Annotated in this window: 15 protein-coding genes; 3 read left to right on the top strand and 12 right to left on the bottom strand. The window is 44.4% G+C overall.

Annotation, left to right across the window (positions count from 1 at the left end):
- Positions 1–114: 114 nt before the first annotated feature.
- Positions 115–1,215: an amidohydrolase gene (locus tag M3204_RS19800; RefSeq protein WP_251486673.1), complete on the bottom strand. Its 1,101-nt coding sequence runs from the start codon at positions 1,213–1,215 to the stop codon at positions 115–117.
- 52 nt (positions 1,216–1,267) lie between these two features.
- Complete coding sequence (locus M3204_RS19795; RefSeq protein ID WP_251486656.1) at positions 1,268–2,032, bottom strand: 2-phosphosulfolactate phosphatase; 765 nt, start codon at positions 2,030–2,032, stop codon at positions 1,268–1,270.
- A gap of 332 nt (positions 2,033–2,364) precedes the next feature.
- On the opposite strand from M3204_RS19795, the gene M3204_RS19790 reads away from it, so the two are divergent.
- Positions 2,365–5,424: an efflux RND transporter permease subunit gene (locus M3204_RS19790; protein ID WP_251486653.1), complete on the top strand. Its 3,060-nt coding sequence runs from the start codon at positions 2,365–2,367 to the stop codon at positions 5,422–5,424.
- A gap of 242 nt (positions 5,425–5,666) precedes the next feature.
- On the opposite strand, the gene M3204_RS19785 is transcribed toward M3204_RS19790, so the two are convergent.
- Together M3204_RS19785 and M3204_RS19780 are read right to left on the bottom strand one after the other, a co-directional pair.
- A complete protein-coding gene (locus M3204_RS19785) occupies positions 5,667–7,679 on the bottom strand; it encodes a phospholipase D-like domain-containing protein (protein WP_251486866.1) in 2,013 nt (670 codons plus the stop codon).
- 409 nt (positions 7,680–8,088) lie between these two features.
- Positions 8,089–9,285 carry an MFS transporter gene (locus M3204_RS19780; RefSeq protein ID WP_251486650.1) on the bottom strand — a complete coding sequence of 399 codons (1,197 nt, stop codon included), beginning with the start codon at positions 9,283–9,285 and terminating at the stop codon, positions 8,089–8,091.
- Between the two features lie 353 nt (positions 9,286–9,638).
- On the opposite strand from M3204_RS19780, the gene M3204_RS19775 reads away from it, so the two are divergent.
- Complete coding sequence (locus tag M3204_RS19775; protein ID WP_102261477.1) at positions 9,639–9,995, top strand: winged helix-turn-helix transcriptional regulator; 357 nt, start codon at positions 9,639–9,641, stop codon at positions 9,993–9,995.
- 57 nt (positions 9,996–10,052) lie between these two features.
- Here M3204_RS19775 and M3204_RS19770 read toward each other — a convergent pair whose 3' ends face one another.
- Both M3204_RS19770 and M3204_RS19765 read right to left on the bottom strand, forming a co-directional pair.
- Complete coding sequence (locus tag M3204_RS19770) at positions 10,053–10,967, bottom strand: MBL fold metallo-hydrolase (protein ID WP_251486863.1); 915 nt, start codon at positions 10,965–10,967, stop codon at positions 10,053–10,055.
- 216 nt (positions 10,968–11,183) lie between these two features.
- Positions 11,184–11,846 (bottom strand): oxidoreductase, encoded by a 663-nt coding sequence (locus M3204_RS19765; RefSeq protein ID WP_251486647.1) that lies wholly within the window; start codon positions 11,844–11,846, stop codon positions 11,184–11,186.
- Positions 11,847–11,972: 126 nt separating this feature from the next.
- Here M3204_RS19765 and M3204_RS19760 point away from each other — a divergent pair, with 126 nt between their 5' ends.
- Complete coding sequence (locus M3204_RS19760; RefSeq protein ID WP_251486644.1) at positions 11,973–12,335, top strand: VOC family protein; 363 nt, start codon at positions 11,973–11,975, stop codon at positions 12,333–12,335.
- Between the two features lie 78 nt (positions 12,336–12,413).
- On the opposite strand, the gene M3204_RS19755 is transcribed toward M3204_RS19760, so the two are convergent.
- From M3204_RS19755 to M3204_RS19730, 6 genes are all read right to left on the bottom strand, one after another.
- Complete coding sequence (locus tag M3204_RS19755; RefSeq protein ID WP_251486641.1) at positions 12,414–14,021, bottom strand: FMN-binding glutamate synthase family protein; 1,608 nt, start codon at positions 14,019–14,021, stop codon at positions 12,414–12,416.
- A gap of 15 nt (positions 14,022–14,036) precedes the next feature.
- On the bottom strand, positions 14,037–14,666 hold the full coding sequence (locus M3204_RS19750) for an NAD(P)H-binding protein (RefSeq protein ID WP_251486638.1): 630 nt from the start codon (positions 14,664–14,666) through the stop codon (positions 14,037–14,039).
- Between the two features lie 78 nt (positions 14,667–14,744).
- Positions 14,745–16,844: a catalase gene (locus tag M3204_RS19745; RefSeq protein WP_251486859.1), complete on the bottom strand. Its 2,100-nt coding sequence runs from the start codon at positions 16,842–16,844 to the stop codon at positions 14,745–14,747.
- 240 nt (positions 16,845–17,084) lie between these two features.
- Positions 17,085–17,588, bottom strand: a complete 504-nt coding sequence (locus M3204_RS19740) for a ferritin (protein ID WP_251486635.1) — start codon at positions 17,586–17,588, stop codon at positions 17,085–17,087.
- An 18-nt stretch (positions 17,589–17,606) separates the two neighbouring features.
- On the bottom strand, positions 17,607–19,046 hold the full coding sequence (rlmD, locus tag M3204_RS19735) for a 23S rRNA (uracil(1939)-C(5))-methyltransferase RlmD (RefSeq protein WP_251486632.1): 1,440 nt from the start codon (positions 19,044–19,046) through the stop codon (positions 17,607–17,609).
- 15 nt (positions 19,047–19,061) lie between these two features.
- Positions 19,062–19,922, bottom strand: a complete 861-nt coding sequence (locus tag M3204_RS19730) for a DNA-3-methyladenine glycosylase family protein (protein ID WP_251486629.1) — start codon at positions 19,920–19,922, stop codon at positions 19,062–19,064.
- Between the last annotated feature and the right edge of the window lie 295 nt (positions 19,923–20,217).

The following is a 20,217-nucleotide window of genomic DNA, read 5'->3' as shown; positions in this document are numbered from 1 at the left end:
CCTCATCGAACTGCATCTTGAAATACAGTTAGTACCCCTAACACCTTTTCGTTAATCTCAATATCCAGTCCCGGGTAAAAACCGGGTTCGAAATGCTATGATCACCGCTTTTTATTAGGCTCTCAGAACGGTTTCCGCCAGCACCTTCGCCCCAATTTTAAGGGCAGAATGGTCGAAGCTCATTTTCGGGTGATGAAGGCCTGGAGCAAGGTCCGCTCCTACTCCAATCATTGTCGCTCTCAATTCAGGTTTTTTAACACTATAAAAATGAAAATCATCGCTGCCTGAGGTGATGACAGGAGATGCTAGTGACGCCTCCCCTATAGTGTCGATGATTGCCTGAGCTGCGATTGCCTCTGCTTCAGAAGACACTTCTGCTCCAGGTGCTAAATCAAGCCATTCCCAGGTGATTTCCACTCCAAATAGGTTTTTCAGTCCCAGCAATTTTTCCTCGATGGATTCCTGAAGCTGCTGCAAAACATGGTTCTTCTGTGCCCTTAGGTCGATCGCGAATTCCGCACTGCCAGGAATAATATTTAGATTTTCACCGCCTGCAATGATTTTGGTGAGTTTGGCAGAATGTGGCTCGAACGGTGAAACATAGATCGTTTTCAATATTTGATGCAGGGCAGCGATCACGTCAATCGCATTTTTCCCCTGGTGTGGTCTTGCTCCGTGAGCATCGATCCCCAGAATTTTGCCTTCAAGGAACATCCCGGCGCCATGATGGATGGATGGGGCCACCTTGTCAAGAGGAAGTTCTTCCATAGGACGCAGATGGACACCGAATAAATGGGTAACATCCTCAATGGCTCCTCTTTCAATCATTGAAAGTGCTCCATTTCCCTTCTCCTCTGCAGGCTGGAAAATAAAGCGGATTCGCTTGGAAGGGTCTCGCCCCATTATGTACAGCAATGCTCCTAGCACCATTGACATATTAGCATCATGGCCGCAGGAATGGTTGGCTTTCCATTCACCATCCACCTGCTGCCACAAAGCATCTATATCTGCTCGGACAGCAATGACTTGCTCGCCTGATCCAATCTCAGCCACCAGTCCTGTTAAATCGTCGAATCTTTTATATGAGACCCCTAATTCATCAAGGATTATTGCTATTTTTTCTGTCGTTTTATATTCTTTCCAGCTTACTTCTGGATGAGTATGAAAATGTTCAAACCACTCTAATATACGAGATTCAATATTCTTTTGATCCAAGCTGCACACTCCTGTTTTAGTTTTAAAACAATTATAATTCTTTCTATGAAATTTATAAGCTCTTATTTACGGTCCATGCTTTGAAGTGTCCATCTCTTAAAATAGGAACTGCCGCTGTTGCATCGAGATGGCTGCAATGCAGGACGTCAGCTTCATACCCTCGTTCCCGGAGTTCGCGTCCGCTTCCGCAATCCCAAATCAGCTCGTTCAAGTATTCCTTCGTACCATTGAAGGCTGCGATACACACTTGAGCTTCTGGTGATTTTTCACCGTCCAATTTTGAAAGAATCGCTCCTGCTCCCAGGTAATCTTCGATTGAAGGGCGCAAACAATCTTCATTTTCACGTGTTTCATTCCACATTTCCCCGCTTGGGACAACCGTAATTGCAGCCCCAGTCTCATGCTGGATTCCGTTAGCCGCCGCTGCGACTGCAGACGCATTGAGCAGCGAACCGATAAGCAGAGCCGGAACCTTTGAGGCGATCCACGTACAATAAGCGCCATTGAGTGATGATAGTACATAACTCTTATTCTGATGGTTCTCGCTGAATGTTACGGGAGACAGGGTCGGCTGACCTGCCCTCGCTGCCTCTGCCCTTCCCATAATATATACCGCATTAACGCTTTTCGCATATTTTTCCCCATCCAGGTCCGGGGGATAAGGATAAATGACAGCACCTGCATTCAGAGCTGACACAACCGTTGATGAAAAACTAAGAACATCTACAATAATGACTATATCACCTCGTTCAGCGGATTCACGAGCTCCGCGCTTTCCCCATTCCACCTTGCAGCTATAAGGAGATTGGTCAAACATAAGATCACCTCTACTTTTAATACAGAACTAAAATATTCTCTTTTAAAAAGCTTAATCCTCCTCAGCCTTAAGTCTTATACGAAAATCTGTCTCTGGCTCATTATGAATCCCCAATTCAAGGGATAAAATGGAAACAGCTGAAAGGAACTTAAAAGATTCTTATTTTATACCAAAATACAAATTATCACATTAGGTATACCTATTAAAAAATAATTATTAATTTGAAAAAATATAGTTATTTTTCCCTATTAATATGTGTATAATCTGTTTTTGAATGAATAAAATAGAAATTTTTTACATTGTTATTTCAAGATAGAGTTGGGGAGGATTTTATGAATTTATTAAAATTTGTCGTTCACAGAAAAATTTTAGTCGGTTTAATGGTTGTGTTAGTTTTAGTGATTGGCAGCTTTTCGCTTTTGAGGCTGGATAAAGAGCTTTTGCCACCGATTCAGATGGATGGCGCCTATATTGAGATCAATGCTGGGGAGATGCCAGCGATTGAAGTGGAGAGAAATATCACCACCCCACTTGAAAAGAAAATTCTTGGTGTAGCAGGTGTCGAAGAAATCAAGTCAACAAGCAACATCGGCAGAAGCTCCCTGCAGTTGACGATTGAACGCGGACGCGGAGATGAAGTGTTCAAGGAAGTGGAATCCGTGGTTAATTCGACGACCTCTGACATTTCCGGTGTAAAAGAAGTGGTAGCCGCCCAATCCGGCACAAGCCAAGCTTACGATTTCTTCATGTATATTTCTGGATCAGATATGGTAGAAATGACTGCGTTCGCTAAAAACATTCTTGAACCAAGGCTTGAAGATTTACCTGAAGTCCGTGATGTATCGTTGTCAGGAAGTTTAGAAAAAGAAGTGACGGTTGAGCTAAAGCGAGACGAAATTACCAAAAGAGGCCTTGATGCCTCCCAAGTGATTGGAGCCATCCAGCAGGCAAACAATGAAGCGACATTGGGCCAGCTGAATGATGAAGGAAATTCCCCTTCTTTGAGATGGAATACGAAGCTTGAATCTGTTGAGAATGTCAAAAATCTGCACATCCCTTCACAGGAAGGCTTTATCAAGTTGTCTGATGTCGCGGACGTTTCGCTTCAGCCATTGGAGAGCTCATCTCTTGTCTGGAAAAATGGCACGAAGGATTTTATCTTTGTCCAGATAGGCAGAGTATCCGATGCGACACAAATCGAGATGGCAGAAGCAGTACGTGAGGAAATCAAAAAAATCCGCGATGAGGGGCTAATCAGTGGCATTGAATTGAATGAAATGGTTGCTCAGGCTGATTATGTCAAGGAATCTATTGATGGTGTAACAAGCAATATTTTGATCGGTGCTGCGATTGCGGTTGTCATTCTGATTCTGTTCTTGCGAAATATCAGGGCCACGCTGATTGTTGGCCTATCAATTCCTACATCCGTGCTGCTCACCTTCGCATCGATGTGGATGTTCGGTTACAGCTTCAATATCCTGACTTTAATAGGACTTGGACTGGGTATTGGAATGATGGTAGACTCATCCATCGTCATCCTTGAATCGATTTACCGTAAAAAAGAACTTGGACTGAATAATACGGATGCAGTACTTGAAGGAACGAAGGAAGTTGCTACAGCTGTGCTGGCTTCAATGCTGACGACTATCGTTGTATTCCTGCCAATTGGCCTTCTTGGCGGTGAAATGGGCTCGTTTATGATCATGCTATCAGTAGTTGTCGCTATTACCCTTATTAGCTCTGTCATTGTTTCTTTTACTCTGATTCCTTCTCTTGCAGAGAAATTCCTGAAATTGAAAAAGCAAGAAAAAGTCAAAAAGGACGGTCCTTTGCTGCGTGCATACAGCAGTATCGTTTCCTGGACGATCAGGAAAAAGCGTCACAGTTTTGCCGTCATCGGGCTGTTCTTTCTGATGCTTGCCGGTTCACTCATGCTGGTGACAAAAATTCCGATGACGATCATGCCGGATATGCTGAATCGTTATTCTGAAATCATGGTTACCGTGGAGCCAGGTTTAAGCCTGGAGGAGAAGCAGGAAGTCGTAACAGAAATAAATAAAGCCCTGGAAGACGTCACAGATGTTGAAACAAATTATGTAATGGATTCAGGTAACATGATGTATACCATCATCAACATGACAAAAGACGATGAAATTACTCGAGAACAAAAAGAAGTAAATGAAGAAATCCTTAAGGCATTAAGAGGACTAGAAGAAAAGGTCCCAGTTAAAGGTGCCCAGGCTGCAATGTCAGCTGGCGGCGGCTCCCCTGTCCAGATTAATATCTCTGGTGAAAGCTTTGATGAATTAAAATCGATTGCGGATGATTTCATTAAAGACCTTGAGAAAATTGAAGGAATTGTAGGAGTCGAGAACTCTATCGAAAGGACTTCAGTTGAACAAATTGTCCAGCTGAATGAAACTGAAATTGAAAAATCCGGGGTGTCCCAGCTTCAAGTCAAACAATTTATCGAGCAAGCCTTTTTACAGATGCCAGTAGGGGAACTGAAAATCGATGAGGAAAATGTACCTTTAAAAGTTGAATGGGCTGAAGAAACAACAACTAACTCAGCACTGTTGGATTTGAAAATGCGCACACCATCAGGCGAGAAAGAGCTATCAACATTCATTTCATTAAAGAGTGTGGAAAATCCCAACCAAATCACACATAAGGATGGAGAACGATTCATTTCCATCTCTGCTGATATTGAAGGAAAAGACCTGGGTGCCATTAACCGTGAAGTCCAGAAACTAATGGACCAATATGATGCACCAGCAGGCTATAATATCGCACCGGCTGGAGACTTGGAGAAACAGCAGGAATTGGTTCAGGACATGATTCTGATTCTGGCGATTTCAATATTCCTGGTATATTTGGTTATGGCCGTTCAATTCAATCACCTGGGGCACCCACTGATTGTTATGTCCGTCATTCCGATGACCATTGTCGGTGTCATTCTCGGATTGTTCCTTACTCAGCGTGAACTGAGTGTCATGTCAGGAATGGGCATCATCATGCTGATTGGAATCGTCTTGAATAACGCAATTTTATTGATCGACCGTACAAACCAGCTTCGTAACGAAGGCTTCACTGTTCAGGAAGCACTCGTGGAAGCAGGAAAGAACCGGATCCGGCCAATCCTAATGACAACCTTGACAACCGTCGGCGGCATGCTTCCATTGGCACTGGCTACAGGCGGATCGGGCAATTACCAGGCACCAATGGCAACTGCAATCATTGCCGGCCTGAGCTTCGCAACCTTGATCACACTGCTGCTGATTCCGGCGGTATACCGTATCTTCACACGCAGCACAGTAAAACGCAGCTGGCTCAGCAGAAAAGCTAAGAAAAACAAAGGTTCCATCACTCCTGTTCCAGAAGTGTTGAGCTAGGATTGTTAACAAGGCAAAGCGACTTAGGTTGCTTTGCCCTTTTCATTACTATATTCATACAAAAAAGTGCCTGGAATCCAGGCACTTTTTGTATGATAAGATGGCAGTTTATAAGATTTATTTCCATTTATTCTGGTTTAATACCAGTTGCAAAAGGCTTAATACCGGTTAGCGCAATTTTCATACGATGGTACAATAACAGTTAACTAAAATTTAATACCAGTTGGGGAAAATTATCTACTTTATTGCAATGTCCCGCCTGCTTGGACGTAGCGGGCGTTGAACTCCTGCACGAACTGGTTGGTGATAGCTGTGTCATGGATGATCAGCATATTTTCGTCATTAACGTTGTTGCCGTTGTTGCTCCAGTTAGTGGAACCGACGATGACAGTAGGGTCACTATCTGTATCGACGTCGATCAGCATCGTCTTGCTATGGAGCTTGCGAACCTCAGCATCAGCGTAAACAGGTGCCGGATTGTTCCAGCGTGTGTTTGGATTGTTTACGCTTGTCTGTGAAGCAGTCCGCCCAGTCATATCGACACTCGCAGACCACCATTGATTCCAGAAATCTGAATCGAACAAGCCTTTCATATCAAATCCAGTAAGGGTTCCCTCCATGTCATTGTAGGACCCTTCCCATTTATTTTTCAATTCATCCGCAAGTGCCTGATCGCTCCACGCAAAAATCGAGAAGTATGTATTGAAATGGGCTTCGTTGCGAATCAGATCAGCCATTTTCCCAATAGCATTATCCCCTGCAGAAAAATAGATTTCTACCTTTTTCCCGTTGATATCAATTACATGTGTTGTGTTATCAGTTTTACGGCTGCTGAAGTTCGAGAGCGCAGGATCCGGATTCAAAGCAGTGGTTCCCCACATTTCATTAAATTCCGTTTCATAGATTCCTGCCAGCTGTGGCCAGTTGATTTCTACGATTTGGTTCTGGTTGCCATCAAGGATGCCCTGTTGCATATTTTCATCTGAGCCATAAAGGCCTGTCACAGTAAAATTCCAGGTGCCAGTGAATACCCAGCGGTCATCTACGATTGCGAACTTATTGTGCATCTGGTTTCCCGGTCCGTAATAGCTGCCCGCTGCCTTTGCTTCACCATCGACAAACAACCGGCCTGTTTCAGCAGTGTTGCCCACTGTCACGTTCACTTGCGCGATATCATTCGCATTAACCGGAAGTCCCAGATTGGTTCTTTTCGCACTGTCTTCTACAGCAAACATTGGGGAGTCTGAAAAAATAACGATATCATCAGCTGTGCCAATTTTTGCATCCTGTCCGCGTACCATTTTTTCCAGGTAAAGTCGCATCGTTTCAAAACGTTCTGCATAGTGAGGGTCTGCCGCGTCTTTTGAATCAGCTATGACCCGAACGTCAACACCCTGAGCTGCTTTCTGGATCAATGTATCAACCACGCGCGGAAGATTGATTTCATATGTAGCAAAGTCAATGCTCTTTGTTGCTGAGTTAAGTCTCTTGATTAAGATATCTTCAAAATTCACATTATAGTTAGCTTCATTTCCTGCCGATGCATATTGAGGGAATGCACATTTATTAAAATAAACATTCATTGCTCCTTCAGCCTCGGAAACATTATTAATCCGCTGTGTTCTGTCTTCACATGCATTATTTGCTGGAGGAGGTGTCGTTGAACCGCCGCCAGGATCTCCAACCGAGCCGCTTCCATCAGTGCCTGTTGAATTGAATGCCTTTGGCGTGCCCAACCCATCCGCATAGCTTGCGTTGGCAGTCGCCCAGTTGGTTGAATCTAATCCCGAAACTCCTGGATCGATACGCTCCATCGTTGCTTTTTTTGTGTTGTCACCAGCGTACCAGGTGTCGACTTCGTCAATTACAGCACCTGCCGCATCAATTAGTTTGAGGTGTTCCGCGGTATTGCCGAGTGAGCCGCTATATATAAGGTCAGCTTGGATCTCGGTCACGGATTGGTCGTCTGTTTTTTCAAGCAAAAAGTAACTGTTTGCCGGAATCTTGCCGCTAAGCGCAATCGCCGGGGCACCGTCCGCCGCATTCAGCTGCCAGCCGTCCAGAACAACATCTGTACCTGAATTATTATAGAGTTCAATCCATTCATCGCTGTAGCTTTTGGATGTTCCCATCCAGGCAATTTCACTGATGACCACATTTGGTGCTTCAGCTGCATTCACGGTTGGAGCACTGGTCATGAATGACGGGTAAAGAGTTGAAAACAATAAGATAAGTGCTGGTAAAACAGAAATCATTTTCTTCAACTTTGACTACCTCCTCAAATACAAATCCAAAATAATCATAATGTAAAAATGTTGTCGAAATATGTTGAATTTGTAAATTTCACAAAAAATGAATCTATTTGAGGAGTTTATATTTGTGTGGACAATCACAATGGAATCTATATACCTAGCAGCCTGCCAGACATCTTCCAAACCACAAAAAAGATTCCAATTAACATGGAATCTTTCTGGATTATTCTTCTTGTATATTTGTCAATTTTAATTTTACAATCCCTGAAGCTCTACTCTCTCCTCGTTTCGGGCATATAGAATCTCCTTTGCGATCTTTATATCCCATATATAGGAAATAAATTTCTGTATCGGTCGGAAGTAAATCCGAAACTTGAAAAATAGACTGCCCCTTAAAGGACAGTCCTTAATCTCATTGCTTTTGTTTTTCAATAGCCATGCTCCACATGGTCAGAAATACCGCGCCTAAAACCATGACTCCGCCTATCCATGGAGTATGGATTAGCCCAATCGTATCGACGATTATTCCGCCAACAAATGCCCCGATAGCGATTCCAACGTTAAAGGCTGCTATATTCAATGCTGAAGCGACATTGACAGCAGCTGGAACATAACGTTCTGCCAATTTCACAACGAGAACCTGCAATCCAGGTACATTCATGAATGCAAATACTCCCAACAAGAAGATCGTGATTACTCCCACAATCTTGAACGGTGCTGTGAAAGTTAGAATAACCAGGATGATCGCTTGAATAATGAACATCCATGACAATGCCTTTAGTGGATTTTTATCGGCAGCCTTGCCGCCAATCGTATTTCCGATGGCTACTGCAATTCCATAGACTAATAGAATGATGCTAACTGCACTGGGTGAAAAGCCAGTAATGTCCTGAAGTATTGGCGTCAGGTAGGTAAATGCTACGAATGTTCCTCCATAACCAAGTGCGGTAATGGCGAATGCCAATAATAGCGGACCGTTTTTTAAAACTTTTAATTGGTCGCTGAACTTTGAAGGTGGTGCATCTTTAATATTTTTCGGAATCAGGATTGCACTTGCGATAATTCCAACTACACCTAGCAGAGCTACTCCCAAAAATGTAGCTCTCCAGCCAAACATCTGGCCAATGAATGTTCCTAGCGGTACGCCTGTGACAGTCGCGACAGTCAATCCTGTGAACATGAAGGCAATCGCACTAGCCCTTTTATGTTCCGGTACTAAATCAGCAGCAATCGTTGACCCTATCGAGAAGAAGACACCATGTGAAAATGCAGTGATGATGCGGGCGACTAATAATAGGCCAAAGCTAGTAGAAACAGCCGCAATAGAATTCCCGACAATAAAGATGACCATCAAAGCCATCAGCAGTGTTTTACGGCTCATCTTATTGGTTAAAGCTGTTAATATCGGTGCTCCAAACGCAACTCCCATCGCATAGCCGGAAATCAATAATCCAGCCATTGTAATAGATATATTTAAATCGTCTGCAATCGTTGATAATAATCCTACCGGGACGAATTCGGTCGTACCGATGCCAAATGCACTGATCGCCAATGCTAAAAGCGATAGTGTTCCACCCTTACTTTTGGTTTGTTGTATATGTGAACTCATAATAAGAAATCCTCCTAAGAATAGATTTACTTCCAAGTTGGCCAGTGAAGGCGCCTTTCACCGTGCCAGCATGAATGCAATTATGATGCATACCTGGAAAGTTGGGAAGTACGCACTTTCAAGTTCCATAGGCACCTGCAGGTGATATAGGTACTTAAAAGTGCCCTATACACCTTTGTGGATCGTAGTTGTATAATGGGCCTAACCAACTGAAGGGTTCCCAACAGAATGCTATTATGACTTCTTACTGCAACATTGGGAAGTACGCACTTTCAAGTACTATAGGCACTAAAAAGTAACCAATTTGATACCTTTGACATAGTTCAAATTAAAATAAAGGAGGCAGACGAGCCATGAAAAAATACAATATTCCAGTCGAAGCCGCACTGGAGGTCATCGGCGGCAAATGGAAGGTCGTCATCCTATGCCATTTGATCGAAGGAAAGAAACGCACGAGCGAGCTGAAGAAACTGATGCCTGGGATCACACAAAAAATGCTCACGCAGCAATTGCGTGAGCTTGAAGAGGATAATGTTATTTTGCGCGAAGTATACAACCAGGTCCCTCCAAAGGTCGAATATTCACTGACGGATTATGGCTGGTCATTAAAAGGAATATTAGATTCACTATGTTCTTGGGGCGAGCAGCATATTGAAAAGAATCATCCGAATAAAGAGGATGTATTGATTCAGCCTCAGTCGATTGAGTAATGGAAAGCCATGTGAATGATCACGTGGCTTTCATTTCATTTTAAAATCCTCCCCCAATCAGCTTTCAGCTAAACGCCACCAGACTGATGAAGGATAATCTGCGCCAACAGTAACTGACTCCCCGATCCGAGGAGTTGCAATCTCAACTCCGGATTCTTTTGCTGCTTTAACCGCCCTTTCAACAGGGTCATACCAATCATGCAGGGATAAGGTAAAAGCACCCCAATGAACCGGGATCAGCACCTTTCCTTTCACATCGATATGGGCCTGGACCGTTTCCTCAGGGATCATATGGATTGCAGCCCAGCGTTCATCGTATTGTCCGCATTCCATCAAGGTAATATCAAAAGGTCCGTACTTTTCTCCAATCTCTTTAAAATGCGGTCCGTACCCTCCATCACCGCTAAAATAAATTTTTGAATTTCCACCTGTGATTACCCAGGAACACCAGAGCGAAGAATTCCGATCTGTAAGGCTGCGTCCTGAAAAATGTCGTGCCGGAGTACAAACCATTTGCAATCCTTCAAAGGAGATTTCATTCCACCAGTCATGCTCACTTATTTTTTCAGGGGAGATTCCCCATCTCTCCAAATGTGTCCCAACCCCCAGCGGAGCAAAATACTGCTTGACCTTTCCCTTTAGCTTCATGATCGATCCGTAATCAAGGTGATCATAATGGTCATGCGACAGGACCACAGCATCAATCATTGGCAATTCTTCAATTTCGAAAGGAAGGCTCCCGCTGTAGCGCTGGCCCCTCACTGGAAAAGGAGTTGGCGCCTTGCCAAACATCGGATCAAACAAAATCGACTTACCCTCGATTTCCAACAGGAATGCTGAGTGTCCAAACCAGGTGAGCATCGTTTCTTTTCCAGCTTCATTTGGGAATGGCTTAAACGTGGCCATTGGGATGTGCGATTTGGGCTTCCGGTTCGGATTGCCTTTAACAAAATCCTTCAGCATTGAAGCCATCGAGTTAAAGCTTGTATCCCATGTAGTGGGCACCTGATTGACGAACTTCCCGTTTTGATATTGCGGCGACTGGCTGTAGATCGCTCTTTTCTCTTTGGTGTGCTTGCCCCCGAAAGCCGGATAAAGTTTTAAAACAGCAAAACCAACAACTAAAATTCCAATCAAAAGCAGCAGTATAGTTAACATCCACATAACCTCTTTATTCTGGCAGTGCCATCATCTGCCGATTTCGGCGATTTGTTCTGACGGATAGATCATTACTCCAGTTTTATTTTCTTGTGCGACCTTATACATCGCGTTCGCAACAGTCTTTCCTTCAATTGCTTTATATTTCTTCAATGGCCCTGCGAACAAGAATGGCACTACTGTAAAAATAGCGGCAGACACTCTTTCGCCAAGCCTGAATTCATCCCGGTTTCCTAGCAGCAAGGACGGACGGAAAATCGCCGTTGTTTCAAATGTGAACTGCTTAATTTCCTCCTCCAGCTTCCCTTTCATTTTCGAATAAAATATTGGAGAATCTGGATCAGCATTCATTGAGCTGACGAGCAAAAACTTCCGTACTCCCTGCGAACTTGCCAATCTTGCAATTGATACAGGATAGTCGACATCTATTTTCCACATCGCTTCCTTCGTTTTCGCCTTCTTGATCGTCGTTCCCAGGCAGACGAACACATCGTCCACGGAAAATACATCTATATAATCTTCCAATTTATCGAAATCAACCAATTTTTCTTCAAGCTTTGGATGCTTTTCCGAAAGCGGCCTTCTTACAATTGCAACGACTTTTTCATATTCATTTGCATTCAAAAGATAGTTAAGTAATTCATTTCCAATCAGCCCGGTTGCACCGGCAATTAAAGCTATTTTACCCGCCAAGCAAGAAACCCCCTATTAATAGCGTTATTGCCTAATTATTTCACAAAATGGATGATAAGAAAATTTTTAAAGGAGTTTTTTCCATTTAATAGAATAAATACTCTAAAAGAATAAGGAGATGAAACTTTGAGCCAAGCTTGCGTTATCAGTATCTATGTTCCTGACATGGAAGAAGCGGTTGATTTCTATACGAAAGTGCTGAAGTTTGAAGTTAACAAACAGTACGGACCTAAGATTGTTACACTCATTAATGGCGATCTTCCTCTGGTTTTAGAGCAATCTGAAAATGTTTCCTATAAATCCGATGAACACCCCTCTGGCGTCGTTCTAGCATTAAAAACAGGTGATATTGACCAAACACTTCAGCAATTAAAAGATAAGAATGTAAAATTCCTTGTCGGGGTTCCTACAGAATGCCCTCCGGGAAAATTCATCAGTTTTTATGATCCGTTTGGCAATGTGATTGAATATCTTCAGTTTGCTGACTAAAACGAAAAGTGCCTTGCCCCGATGGGGAAGGCACTATTTTCATTGAAAGCTTAGCAGATCGACTCTTCTTGCAGCAGATTATCCTTCTTTCTGCATTTGTGTCCTGCGAGCGGCATGAAGGATCTCCTCGACCGGAGAAATCCTGCCCAGTTCATCTTTATGGACGATGTGCTTTCGCTCAAATTGTGTCGGACTGTCGATACCCGCTGCAGCTGCCAGATTATACAGCCCTTCCCGCAGTGAAACGATGTAGTTGCAGACCCGGTAATACTTTTCATCAACGACGAGCCCATCCTGAAGCTTTTTATCCGTAGTGGCTACTCCTGCGGGGCAAGTATTCGTGTGGCATACCTGTGCCATGATACAGCCGACACTGATCATCAGACCGCGCGCGATATTCACAAGGTCAGCACCCATTGCAAGCGCAATCGCGATTTTATCCGGAGTGATCAATTTTCCTGAGGCAATCAGCTTCACTCTATCCCTCACTTCATAATGCTTCAGCATTTCATCGACTATTGGAAGTGCAGACTGGATGGGCAAACCAACGGAATCGGCAAGCTCCTGATAAGTTGCACCAGTACCGCCTTCTCCGCCGTCAACGGTAATGAAATCAGGGCCCTTTCCGCTTTCTTTCATATAGGAAACCATATTCTCAAGTGCATCCAAATCACCGACGACGATCTTGATGCCGACCGGCTTGCCTCCAACTGTACGCAATTGTTCGATAAAATCAAACATCGATGGAACGTCACCAAATTCATAGAAGCGGTTTGGACTGTTAATTGTCTTCCCAACCTCTACTAAGCGAATTTTCGCAATTTCCTCCGTAACCTTTGCACCTTCAACATGGCCTCCACGTGTCTTTGCACCCTGGGCGAGCTTGATTTCGAATGCTTTTATCTGCGGAAGCTCACTCTTCCGCTTGAACTCCTCCCAGGAAAATTCACCGCTCGGCTTGCGGACGCCGAATAAGTCAGGGCCGATTTGCATGATGATATCTGGGTTCCCTGCCAGATGATGATCAGACAGGCCGCCCTCGCCAGTGTTCATCCAGGTCCCACCTGCGAGTCCAAGTCCCTTTGATAATGCCTGAATTGCCCTTTCGCCGAGCGCACCATAGCTCATTGCCGACTGGCCAACCTGCCCTTTTACCCTGAAAGGCTGGCGGCATGTCTTCTCACCGAGCACGACAGCATCTTCATCACGCAAATAAAAGGGATCAATTAATTTTTCCTCGTTATGCTCCTTCCTGGTAAAAAGAGACTCCCCATCAATCTTGTAAACTCGTGTTTTGATTTTCTCAGCGTTGTCGACCTTCATCTCGTCTGTAAGTTTTGGGAACAGTGTGTTTCTTATATAAAAACCTTCTGCATCAAAATCGCGAAGTGATCCAAAACCTATCAATCTTTCCTTATACTTTCCCGCCTTGACGACATCCTGATATTCCTTTCTGGAGAATGGCTTTCCTTCATTGTCGGCATTGAATAGATATTGCCTCATTTCCGGTCCGATATGCTCGGTAAAATAACGGACCTTCCCGATTACGGGGAAATTCCTCAGGATGGAGTGCTGCTTCTGCCTGTCATCTTTTATATATAAGTAGATAAATAGCAGGACGGGAACAAGGATGATTATTGCAATGAAAACAAACAATCCAACCACTAAATAATCTGTTAACCCCATTGAAATCCTCCTTTCCTATAGTGAGGCTAGCGCTTCGGATACTGGTGTTTCTCCGTCTGCAACCTCAAACGTTTTGTTAAAAGTGCTCTCGGCATCAAGCGTGGCAACCAGCACCTCTGCCAGATTTTCGCGGGAAATCTCAAGCGTGGCAGAATCAAGGGTAACGGCCGCAGAAATTTTTCCATCACCCGGTTTGTCGTTCAAAGAACCAGGCTGCACAACAGTATATGTCAAATTCGACTGCCTTAGAAATTCATCAGGCATTTCCTTTGCGCCAATCTCACGGCTTTCATCGCCTGCCGCTTCATTGGCCGTGATGGCGCTCATCATGACAAATCTTTTCACGCCCTGCCTTTCCGCTTCCCTGACAGTTTCTATGACTGACTCGTGGTCTACCATCACAGTTTTCCCAGTCTGGGCTTTAGGACTGATGCCAGTCAGAAAAATCGCTGCATCAAATCCCTTGAATAACCTTTGGAGTATGCTGGTTTCATATACGACAACCTCGGTGGCTCCACGCTTTTCCAACAGTTCGATCTGGTTTTCCTTGCCAACCACTGCGCACGATGCGTGCTCGTTTATTCGGAGTTTACTTACGACAAATTCGCCGACGCTGCTATGCGCACCAAATACGATTACCTTCATAAAAATCTCCTCCTAAATAAAGGTTTTAAAAAAAGAGAAACAGATTTCATCCGTTTCTCTTTTTTCGATCATTAGTAATTACATCATTCGATTCCAGTGGCGGTGCTCGATAATCGCATCAATGAATTTCTGGCTTTCAGCTGTCACTTCATTGCTGTTTTCGAATACTACGACACCTGGAGAGCCTTCAAGGCTGATTCCGGCAGCAGCAAGCAGTGCAGAGCCTTCTTTACCAGCCCCGACTGCTTTAAAGTGACTGAATGCCTCGTCAACAAAATATACTGCTTCTTTCTTCTGCTTCAGGCTGTCAACGCTTTGCTGGCCGCCAGCGACAAATAAAGCGTCATAAAGGACAGAACTGCTTGTCAGGAGAGTATGATTCACTTCAAGTTCCTTACCGTCGTCACCTTGGATCATCCCTAGGTTCTTGCTGATGATTTCAGCCGTGATGCCGCTCTTTTTCAGCAATTCCATCAAATCAGTTACCTCTGCCGTATTAAAGCCATTGTCAGCTAGAATGGCTACCTTCCTTGTATTCGGAAGCTTCACTGTATTCAGTTGGCTCAGGGCTGGGGAAGTAAGGGTTACTTCCATTGTTTTGCTGTTTGCTGGCTTTTTAGCACCAACGCTTACAGCAACCTGAGCTGCGAGGAATGTGTCGATATTGCCAAGCATGTCAACAACTTGCTGCTGGACATCTTTGCTCTTGACCTTTCCAATCTCAAAACTGAACGCGTCGATGATATGCTGCTTTTCCACTTCCGTCATGCTGTTCCAGAAAAGGATTGCCTGGGAGTAATGGTCCTTGAAGCTGTCGCTGCGTTCGCGTACCTTCTTTCCCTCCATTTTTTCCTGATAATGCTCATAGCCGCCTTCACTTGCAGGGGCAGGCTTTGGATAGTTACTTTGCAGTGAGTTTTTATGATAAGATACCTGTCCGCGGTCAATTGTCATCCGGTGCATTCCGTCGCGCTGATTATTATGGAACGGGCACACAGGCCTGTTGATCGGCAGCTCGTGGAAATTAGGTCCCCCAAGGCGTGTAAGCTGCGTATCGGTATACGAGAACAATCGTCCTTGCAGGAGCGGGTCATTAGAAAAATCGATACCAGGCACAACATGGCCTGGATGGAACGCAACCTGCTCTGTCTCAGCAAATACGTTCGTTACATTCTGGTCCAGTGTCATCTTCCCAATGATTTTGACTGGAATCATTTCCTCAGGCCAGATTTTTGTCGGATCTAAAACATCAAAATCGAATTTAAACTCATCATCCTCATCAATCATCTGCACTCCAAGCTCATATTCCGGATAATCTCCCATTTCAATTGCTTCATACAAGTCTTTTCGATGGAAATCTGGATCCTTACCTGCTAATTTTTGTGCTTCATCCCAAACTAAAGAATGGACGCCAAGAACTGGTTTCCAATGGAATTTTACAAAACGTGCCTTGCCCTGCTCATTCACAAATCTGAACGTATGGACGCCAAAGCCTTCCATCATCCGGTAGCTGCGCGGAATTGCACGGTCAGACATTGCCCACATAACCATGTGCGCAGACTCGGTATTGTTCGCGATGAAATCCCAGAATGTATCATGCGCCGTCGACGCCTGTGGAATTTCATTATGTGGCTCTGGCTTGAATGAATGGACTAAATCCGGGAACTTGATAGCATCCTGAATGAAGAATACAGGTATGTTATTCCCGACAAGATCATAATTGCCTTCCTCTGTATAAAATTTCGTCGCAAAGCCGCGGACGTCCCGGACTGTATCGCCTGATCCGCGGGAACCTGCAACCGTTGAAAAACGCACAAAAACTGGCGTCTTTACACTTGGATCCTGAAGGAACTTCGCCTTCGTATATTCAGCCATCGGCTCGTACACCTGAAAATGTCCATGTGCTGCATAACCTCTTGCGTGGACTACACGCTCTGGAATGCGCTCATGGTCAAAATGGGTCATTTTTTCCCTGAAATGAAAATCCTCCATCAACGTCGGTCCGCGGACTCCCGCTTTCAAGGAATGCTCGTCTTCGGATACCCGCAGCCCCTGGTTAGTCGTCAGCGCTTCTCCGTCATGACCAGACCTGAATTGTTCAAGCTGTTGATCTTTTGAATTTTCGTTAACAGATTGATTCTTCTCGTCTTTCTTCACTGATTCATTCCTCCCGCTCATGATGTGGGAGCATGTTTTATTTAAAAATATGTATGTAATTGCAAACAGGATGCTCCTTCGTGCAGACGCCACAATAAACACACTTGCAACAATGCTCCTCATTGGACGTATACCACAAGGTTAGGCCCGCTAAACGGTTATGTAGCGGGCTGACATCTTATAATTTTTTTTTCGAAATTCCTTTTTCACACGAAAAAAAGCAGGATTCCCGCAAGGAATCCTGCTCAACTATTCGTATGGTCATTCCGGTGCAGTAAACGTGCGCTGTGCCAGCTCGCTTTCGAGCATGAAGAATGCATTGCTGTCCTGGTCGATCCTGCGCAGTTTCTGGATCAATCCGTCAAACATCGCTTCTTCCTCAACCTGCTCTTCGATGAACCATTTTAAAAACGTCATTGTTGCGTGCTCGCGCTCATCAAGTGCGATATCTGCAAGATTGTAAATGCGGCGTGTAACTTCCTTCTCGTGTCCAAGACCTTTTTCGAAAACATCAAGGACGGATGCGAACTCGTTAGACGGAGCGTGGAAGCCTTCTACTGTCACGCGCTCTCCCATGTCATTAATGAAATTGTAAAACTTCATTGCATGGAAACGTTCCTCTTCGGCCTGTACCAGAAAGAAGTTCGCGAAGCCATCCAAATTTTCAGCAGAACAATATGCTGCCATCGCCAGGTAGGCATGCGCAGAATAAAACTCGTAATTCATTTGCTCCGTTAAACCTTTAACCAACTTTTCACTAATCATTTGAAATTCCTCCTCTGTCTATTTCAAAACCAGCCTCGTCACACTCTCTATTTGTGAAGTGTGCGGGAACATGTCCACTGGCTGAATGTATTCTACTTTATAATGCGAGCCTAATGTTTGGATATCTTTTGCCAGCGTTGATGGGTTGCAGGAAACATAAACGAATGTTTTCGGCTTGATTTTCAACACCGTTTTCAAAAATTCCTGATCACAGCCAGTCCGAGGCGGATCGACGACAATCACATCCGGACGCCAGCCTTCCTTCAGCCATTTCGGCAGAAGCTCCTCTGCCTTGCCGACTGCAAACCTCGCATGCTTGACGCCGTGCTTCTCGGCATTTTTCTTCGCATCCTCAATCGATTCAGGAATGACATCCATTCCCCTGACCTCACCAGCCTGGTCAGCCATCCATAACCCGATGGTACCTACTCCGCAATAAGCATCGACAAGCTTTTCTTTGCCAGTCAGCTTAGCAGCCGTTTTTGCTTCATTGTACAGTTTCACCGTCTGCTCAGGATTCAGCTGGAAGAAGGTTCTCGCCGAAAGCTCGAACTGCAGGTCTCCGAGAGTTTCCTGGATAAAATCGCTGCCCTCCAGCGTGGCCGTATCTTTTCCGAAGATAACGGATGTTCGTTCACCATTGACGTTTTGAATAATTGAATTGACCTCAGGCAGGCGCTTTTTGATTTCCTGAATGATAATATCCTTTTTTGGCAGCTCTTTTTTCGTCGTGATCAGCACGATTTGCAGCTCTCCCGTCTGGACACCTGTCCTTGCCACGATTGTCCGCACGAGTCCCTGGCGCTTCTTCTCATTGTAAATTGGAACCTTCAAGTCCTGCAGAATTCCTTTTACGACTTCCGTTGCCTTAGTCGTCGCGGGATGCTGGACCGCGCATTCTTCGATGTTAATTAAGTTGTGAGAGTTCAATCCGTACAGGCCGGCAAGCACCTTACCGTCCTTTTCGCCAACCTGGAACTGGCTCTTGTTCCGATAGCCCCAGGGATTCTCCATTCCGATCGTCGGCCTTATTTCTAGCTGGTCAATCTTCAGCTTTGTATGCCTTTCCAGTGACTGGATGACAATATCCCGTTTTTCATTTAACTGCTGACGATAATCCAGATGCTGCAGCTGGCAGCCGCCGCACTGATCATATACCGGGCAAAGAGGCTTGATTCTGTGCTCGGATGGCTTACGGATTTTTTTGATTCTCGCCTCAGAAAACTTTGGGTGGACCTTTGTCACTTCAACGACTACTTCTTCGCCCGGCAGAGCTCCGGGGACAAATACGACCTGCCGCTTGAAATAACCAACTCCTTCACCATTGATCCCAAGCCGCTTGATCGTCAGTGGAAAGGTCTGCTTTAGCTGGATTTTGACAGAATCATCTTGTTTCGCAACACCTTTTTTGGCATGATCATTTTTTGTATATTCCTTTTTAGCAAAACCTTTTTTCATACAACTTCACTCCAATTACTCAATGCTTCTCCATAAATAGAGCGAAGCATAGCTCAAATAAGGATTCCATGGTTCTTTATATACTTCCATTTCCGCTGGTGTCGGTTTTTGCTCCAGGTTAAAAAACTTCTTCAGCGCATTTTGAATGCCTATATCCCCCATCGGGAACATATTCGGCCTGCCTAGTGCAAACATCAAGAAATTCTGCACTGTCCATGGGCCAACTCCACGAATCTTGATCAACTCCTGAGCGATTTCCGCATCAGATTGAGATTTCAATTTTTTAAAATCAAGCTTCCCTGATGCTGCTAACTCAGCAATTCCTATTACGTACTCAGCCTTCCGCCCGCTGAATTGCAGTTCACGAAGCCGCTCGACCGTTAGACTGGCCACTTTTTCAGGAGAAGGATAAAACCAGACGCCGTCCATTTCCTCGCCAAATGTTTTGACAAATCGATCTGTTAAAGTAAAAGCAAACTTCAGATTCAGCTGCTGGTGGATAATGCTTTTAATCAAGCTTGAAAACGGGTCGAACTCCAGCACCAGCGGCGTGCCGTAATGTTCAATGAACAAATCTTTCAACTGCGTAGTTTGAAAATGCTCGTGAATATGAATCAACTCGACATCCCATTGAAAAATTTCCGTCAAACGCTGGATGGTCTTTTCTTTTTCAAGATTGGCACGGATCAGGAATTCGGGATTTTCCAGCGTGCCAGTACCGATTACCTCGGCCACTACCTTCTTATCATCAAGTACAAGCGGCACCTTTACGGATCGCTTCTCAATATCAACAACGTGCAGAGGATCCAGCGCCAGCCTGCTCAAAGCAAGATCAAAATTATATGGCCCGGAAATAGCCACCTTAACTTCCCACATAAACAAACCGCCCTTATGTATTTTCCCCGTATTATAGCATTTTCACGTCATTTTTACGAAAAATTGGAGATTTCAGTGTAGAATCTCTGCTTGATTTTGTTGTTTCGGCGGAAATTTATATTTTATTGGCGTAGTTCACAATTTTATTGGCGAAAATTTAATTTTATTGGTTCCGTCAAGAATTATGTGTAAACATCCATACTCTATGAGTTATATGTGGAGGGGTAGTCAGGCAGCCGAGGCTGCCTGACTACCCCTTTTTGGCCTTTGTATATCGTTGTTCAAACATTTTTAA

It is taken from the genome of Mesobacillus subterraneus, from assembly GCF_023715485.1.
In the GTDB taxonomy this organism is placed as follows: domain Bacteria; phylum Bacillota; class Bacilli; order Bacillales; family Cytobacillaceae; genus Mesobacillus; species Mesobacillus subterraneus_B.
The sequence above is the reverse complement of the archived record's forward strand: the minus strand, read 5'-3'. Positions and strand labels throughout refer to the sequence as shown.

Bases quoted from the DNA above. Each gene is read 5' to 3' on its own strand.
- M3204_RS19780 (WP_251486650.1), bottom strand. From the start codon at position 9,285: ATGAGTTCACATATACAACAAACCAAAAGTAAGGGTGGAACACTATCG.
- M3204_RS19730 (WP_251486629.1), bottom strand. From the start codon at position 19,922: ATGTGGGAAGTTAAGGTGGCTATTTCCGGGCCATATAATTTTGATCTT.
- M3204_RS19750 (WP_251486638.1), bottom strand. From the start codon at position 14,666: ATGAAGGTAATCGTATTTGGTGCGCATAGCAGCGTCGGCGAATTTGTC.
- M3204_RS19785 (WP_251486866.1), bottom strand. From the start codon at position 7,679: ATGATTTCTGTTTTACCAGCACTTATCTTATTGTTTTCAACTCTTTAC.
- M3204_RS19755 (WP_251486641.1), bottom strand. From the start codon at position 14,021: ATGGGGTTAACAGATTATTTAGTGGTTGGATTGTTTGTTTTCATTGCA.
- M3204_RS19740 (WP_251486635.1), bottom strand. From the start codon at position 17,588: ATGATTAGTGAAAAGTTGGTTAAAGGTTTAACGGAGCAAATGAATTAC.
- M3204_RS19745 (WP_251486859.1), bottom strand. From the start codon at position 16,844: ATGAGCGGGAGGAATGAATCAGTGAAGAAAGACGAGAAGAATCAATCT.
- M3204_RS19770 (WP_251486863.1), bottom strand. From the start codon at position 10,967: ATGGCTTCAATGCTGAAGGATTTTGTTAAAGGCAATCCGAACCGGAAG.
- M3204_RS19795 (WP_251486656.1), bottom strand. From the start codon at position 2,032: ATGTTTGACCAATCTCCTTATAGCTGCAAGGTGGAATGGGGAAAGCGC.
- M3204_RS19775 (WP_102261477.1), top strand. From the start codon at position 9,639: ATGAAAAAATACAATATTCCAGTCGAAGCCGCACTGGAGGTCATCGGC.
- rlmD (WP_251486632.1), bottom strand. From the start codon at position 19,046: ATGAAAAAAGGTTTTGCTAAAAAGGAATATACAAAAAATGATCATGCC.
- M3204_RS19790 (WP_251486653.1), top strand. From the start codon at position 2,365: ATGAATTTATTAAAATTTGTCGTTCACAGAAAAATTTTAGTCGGTTTA.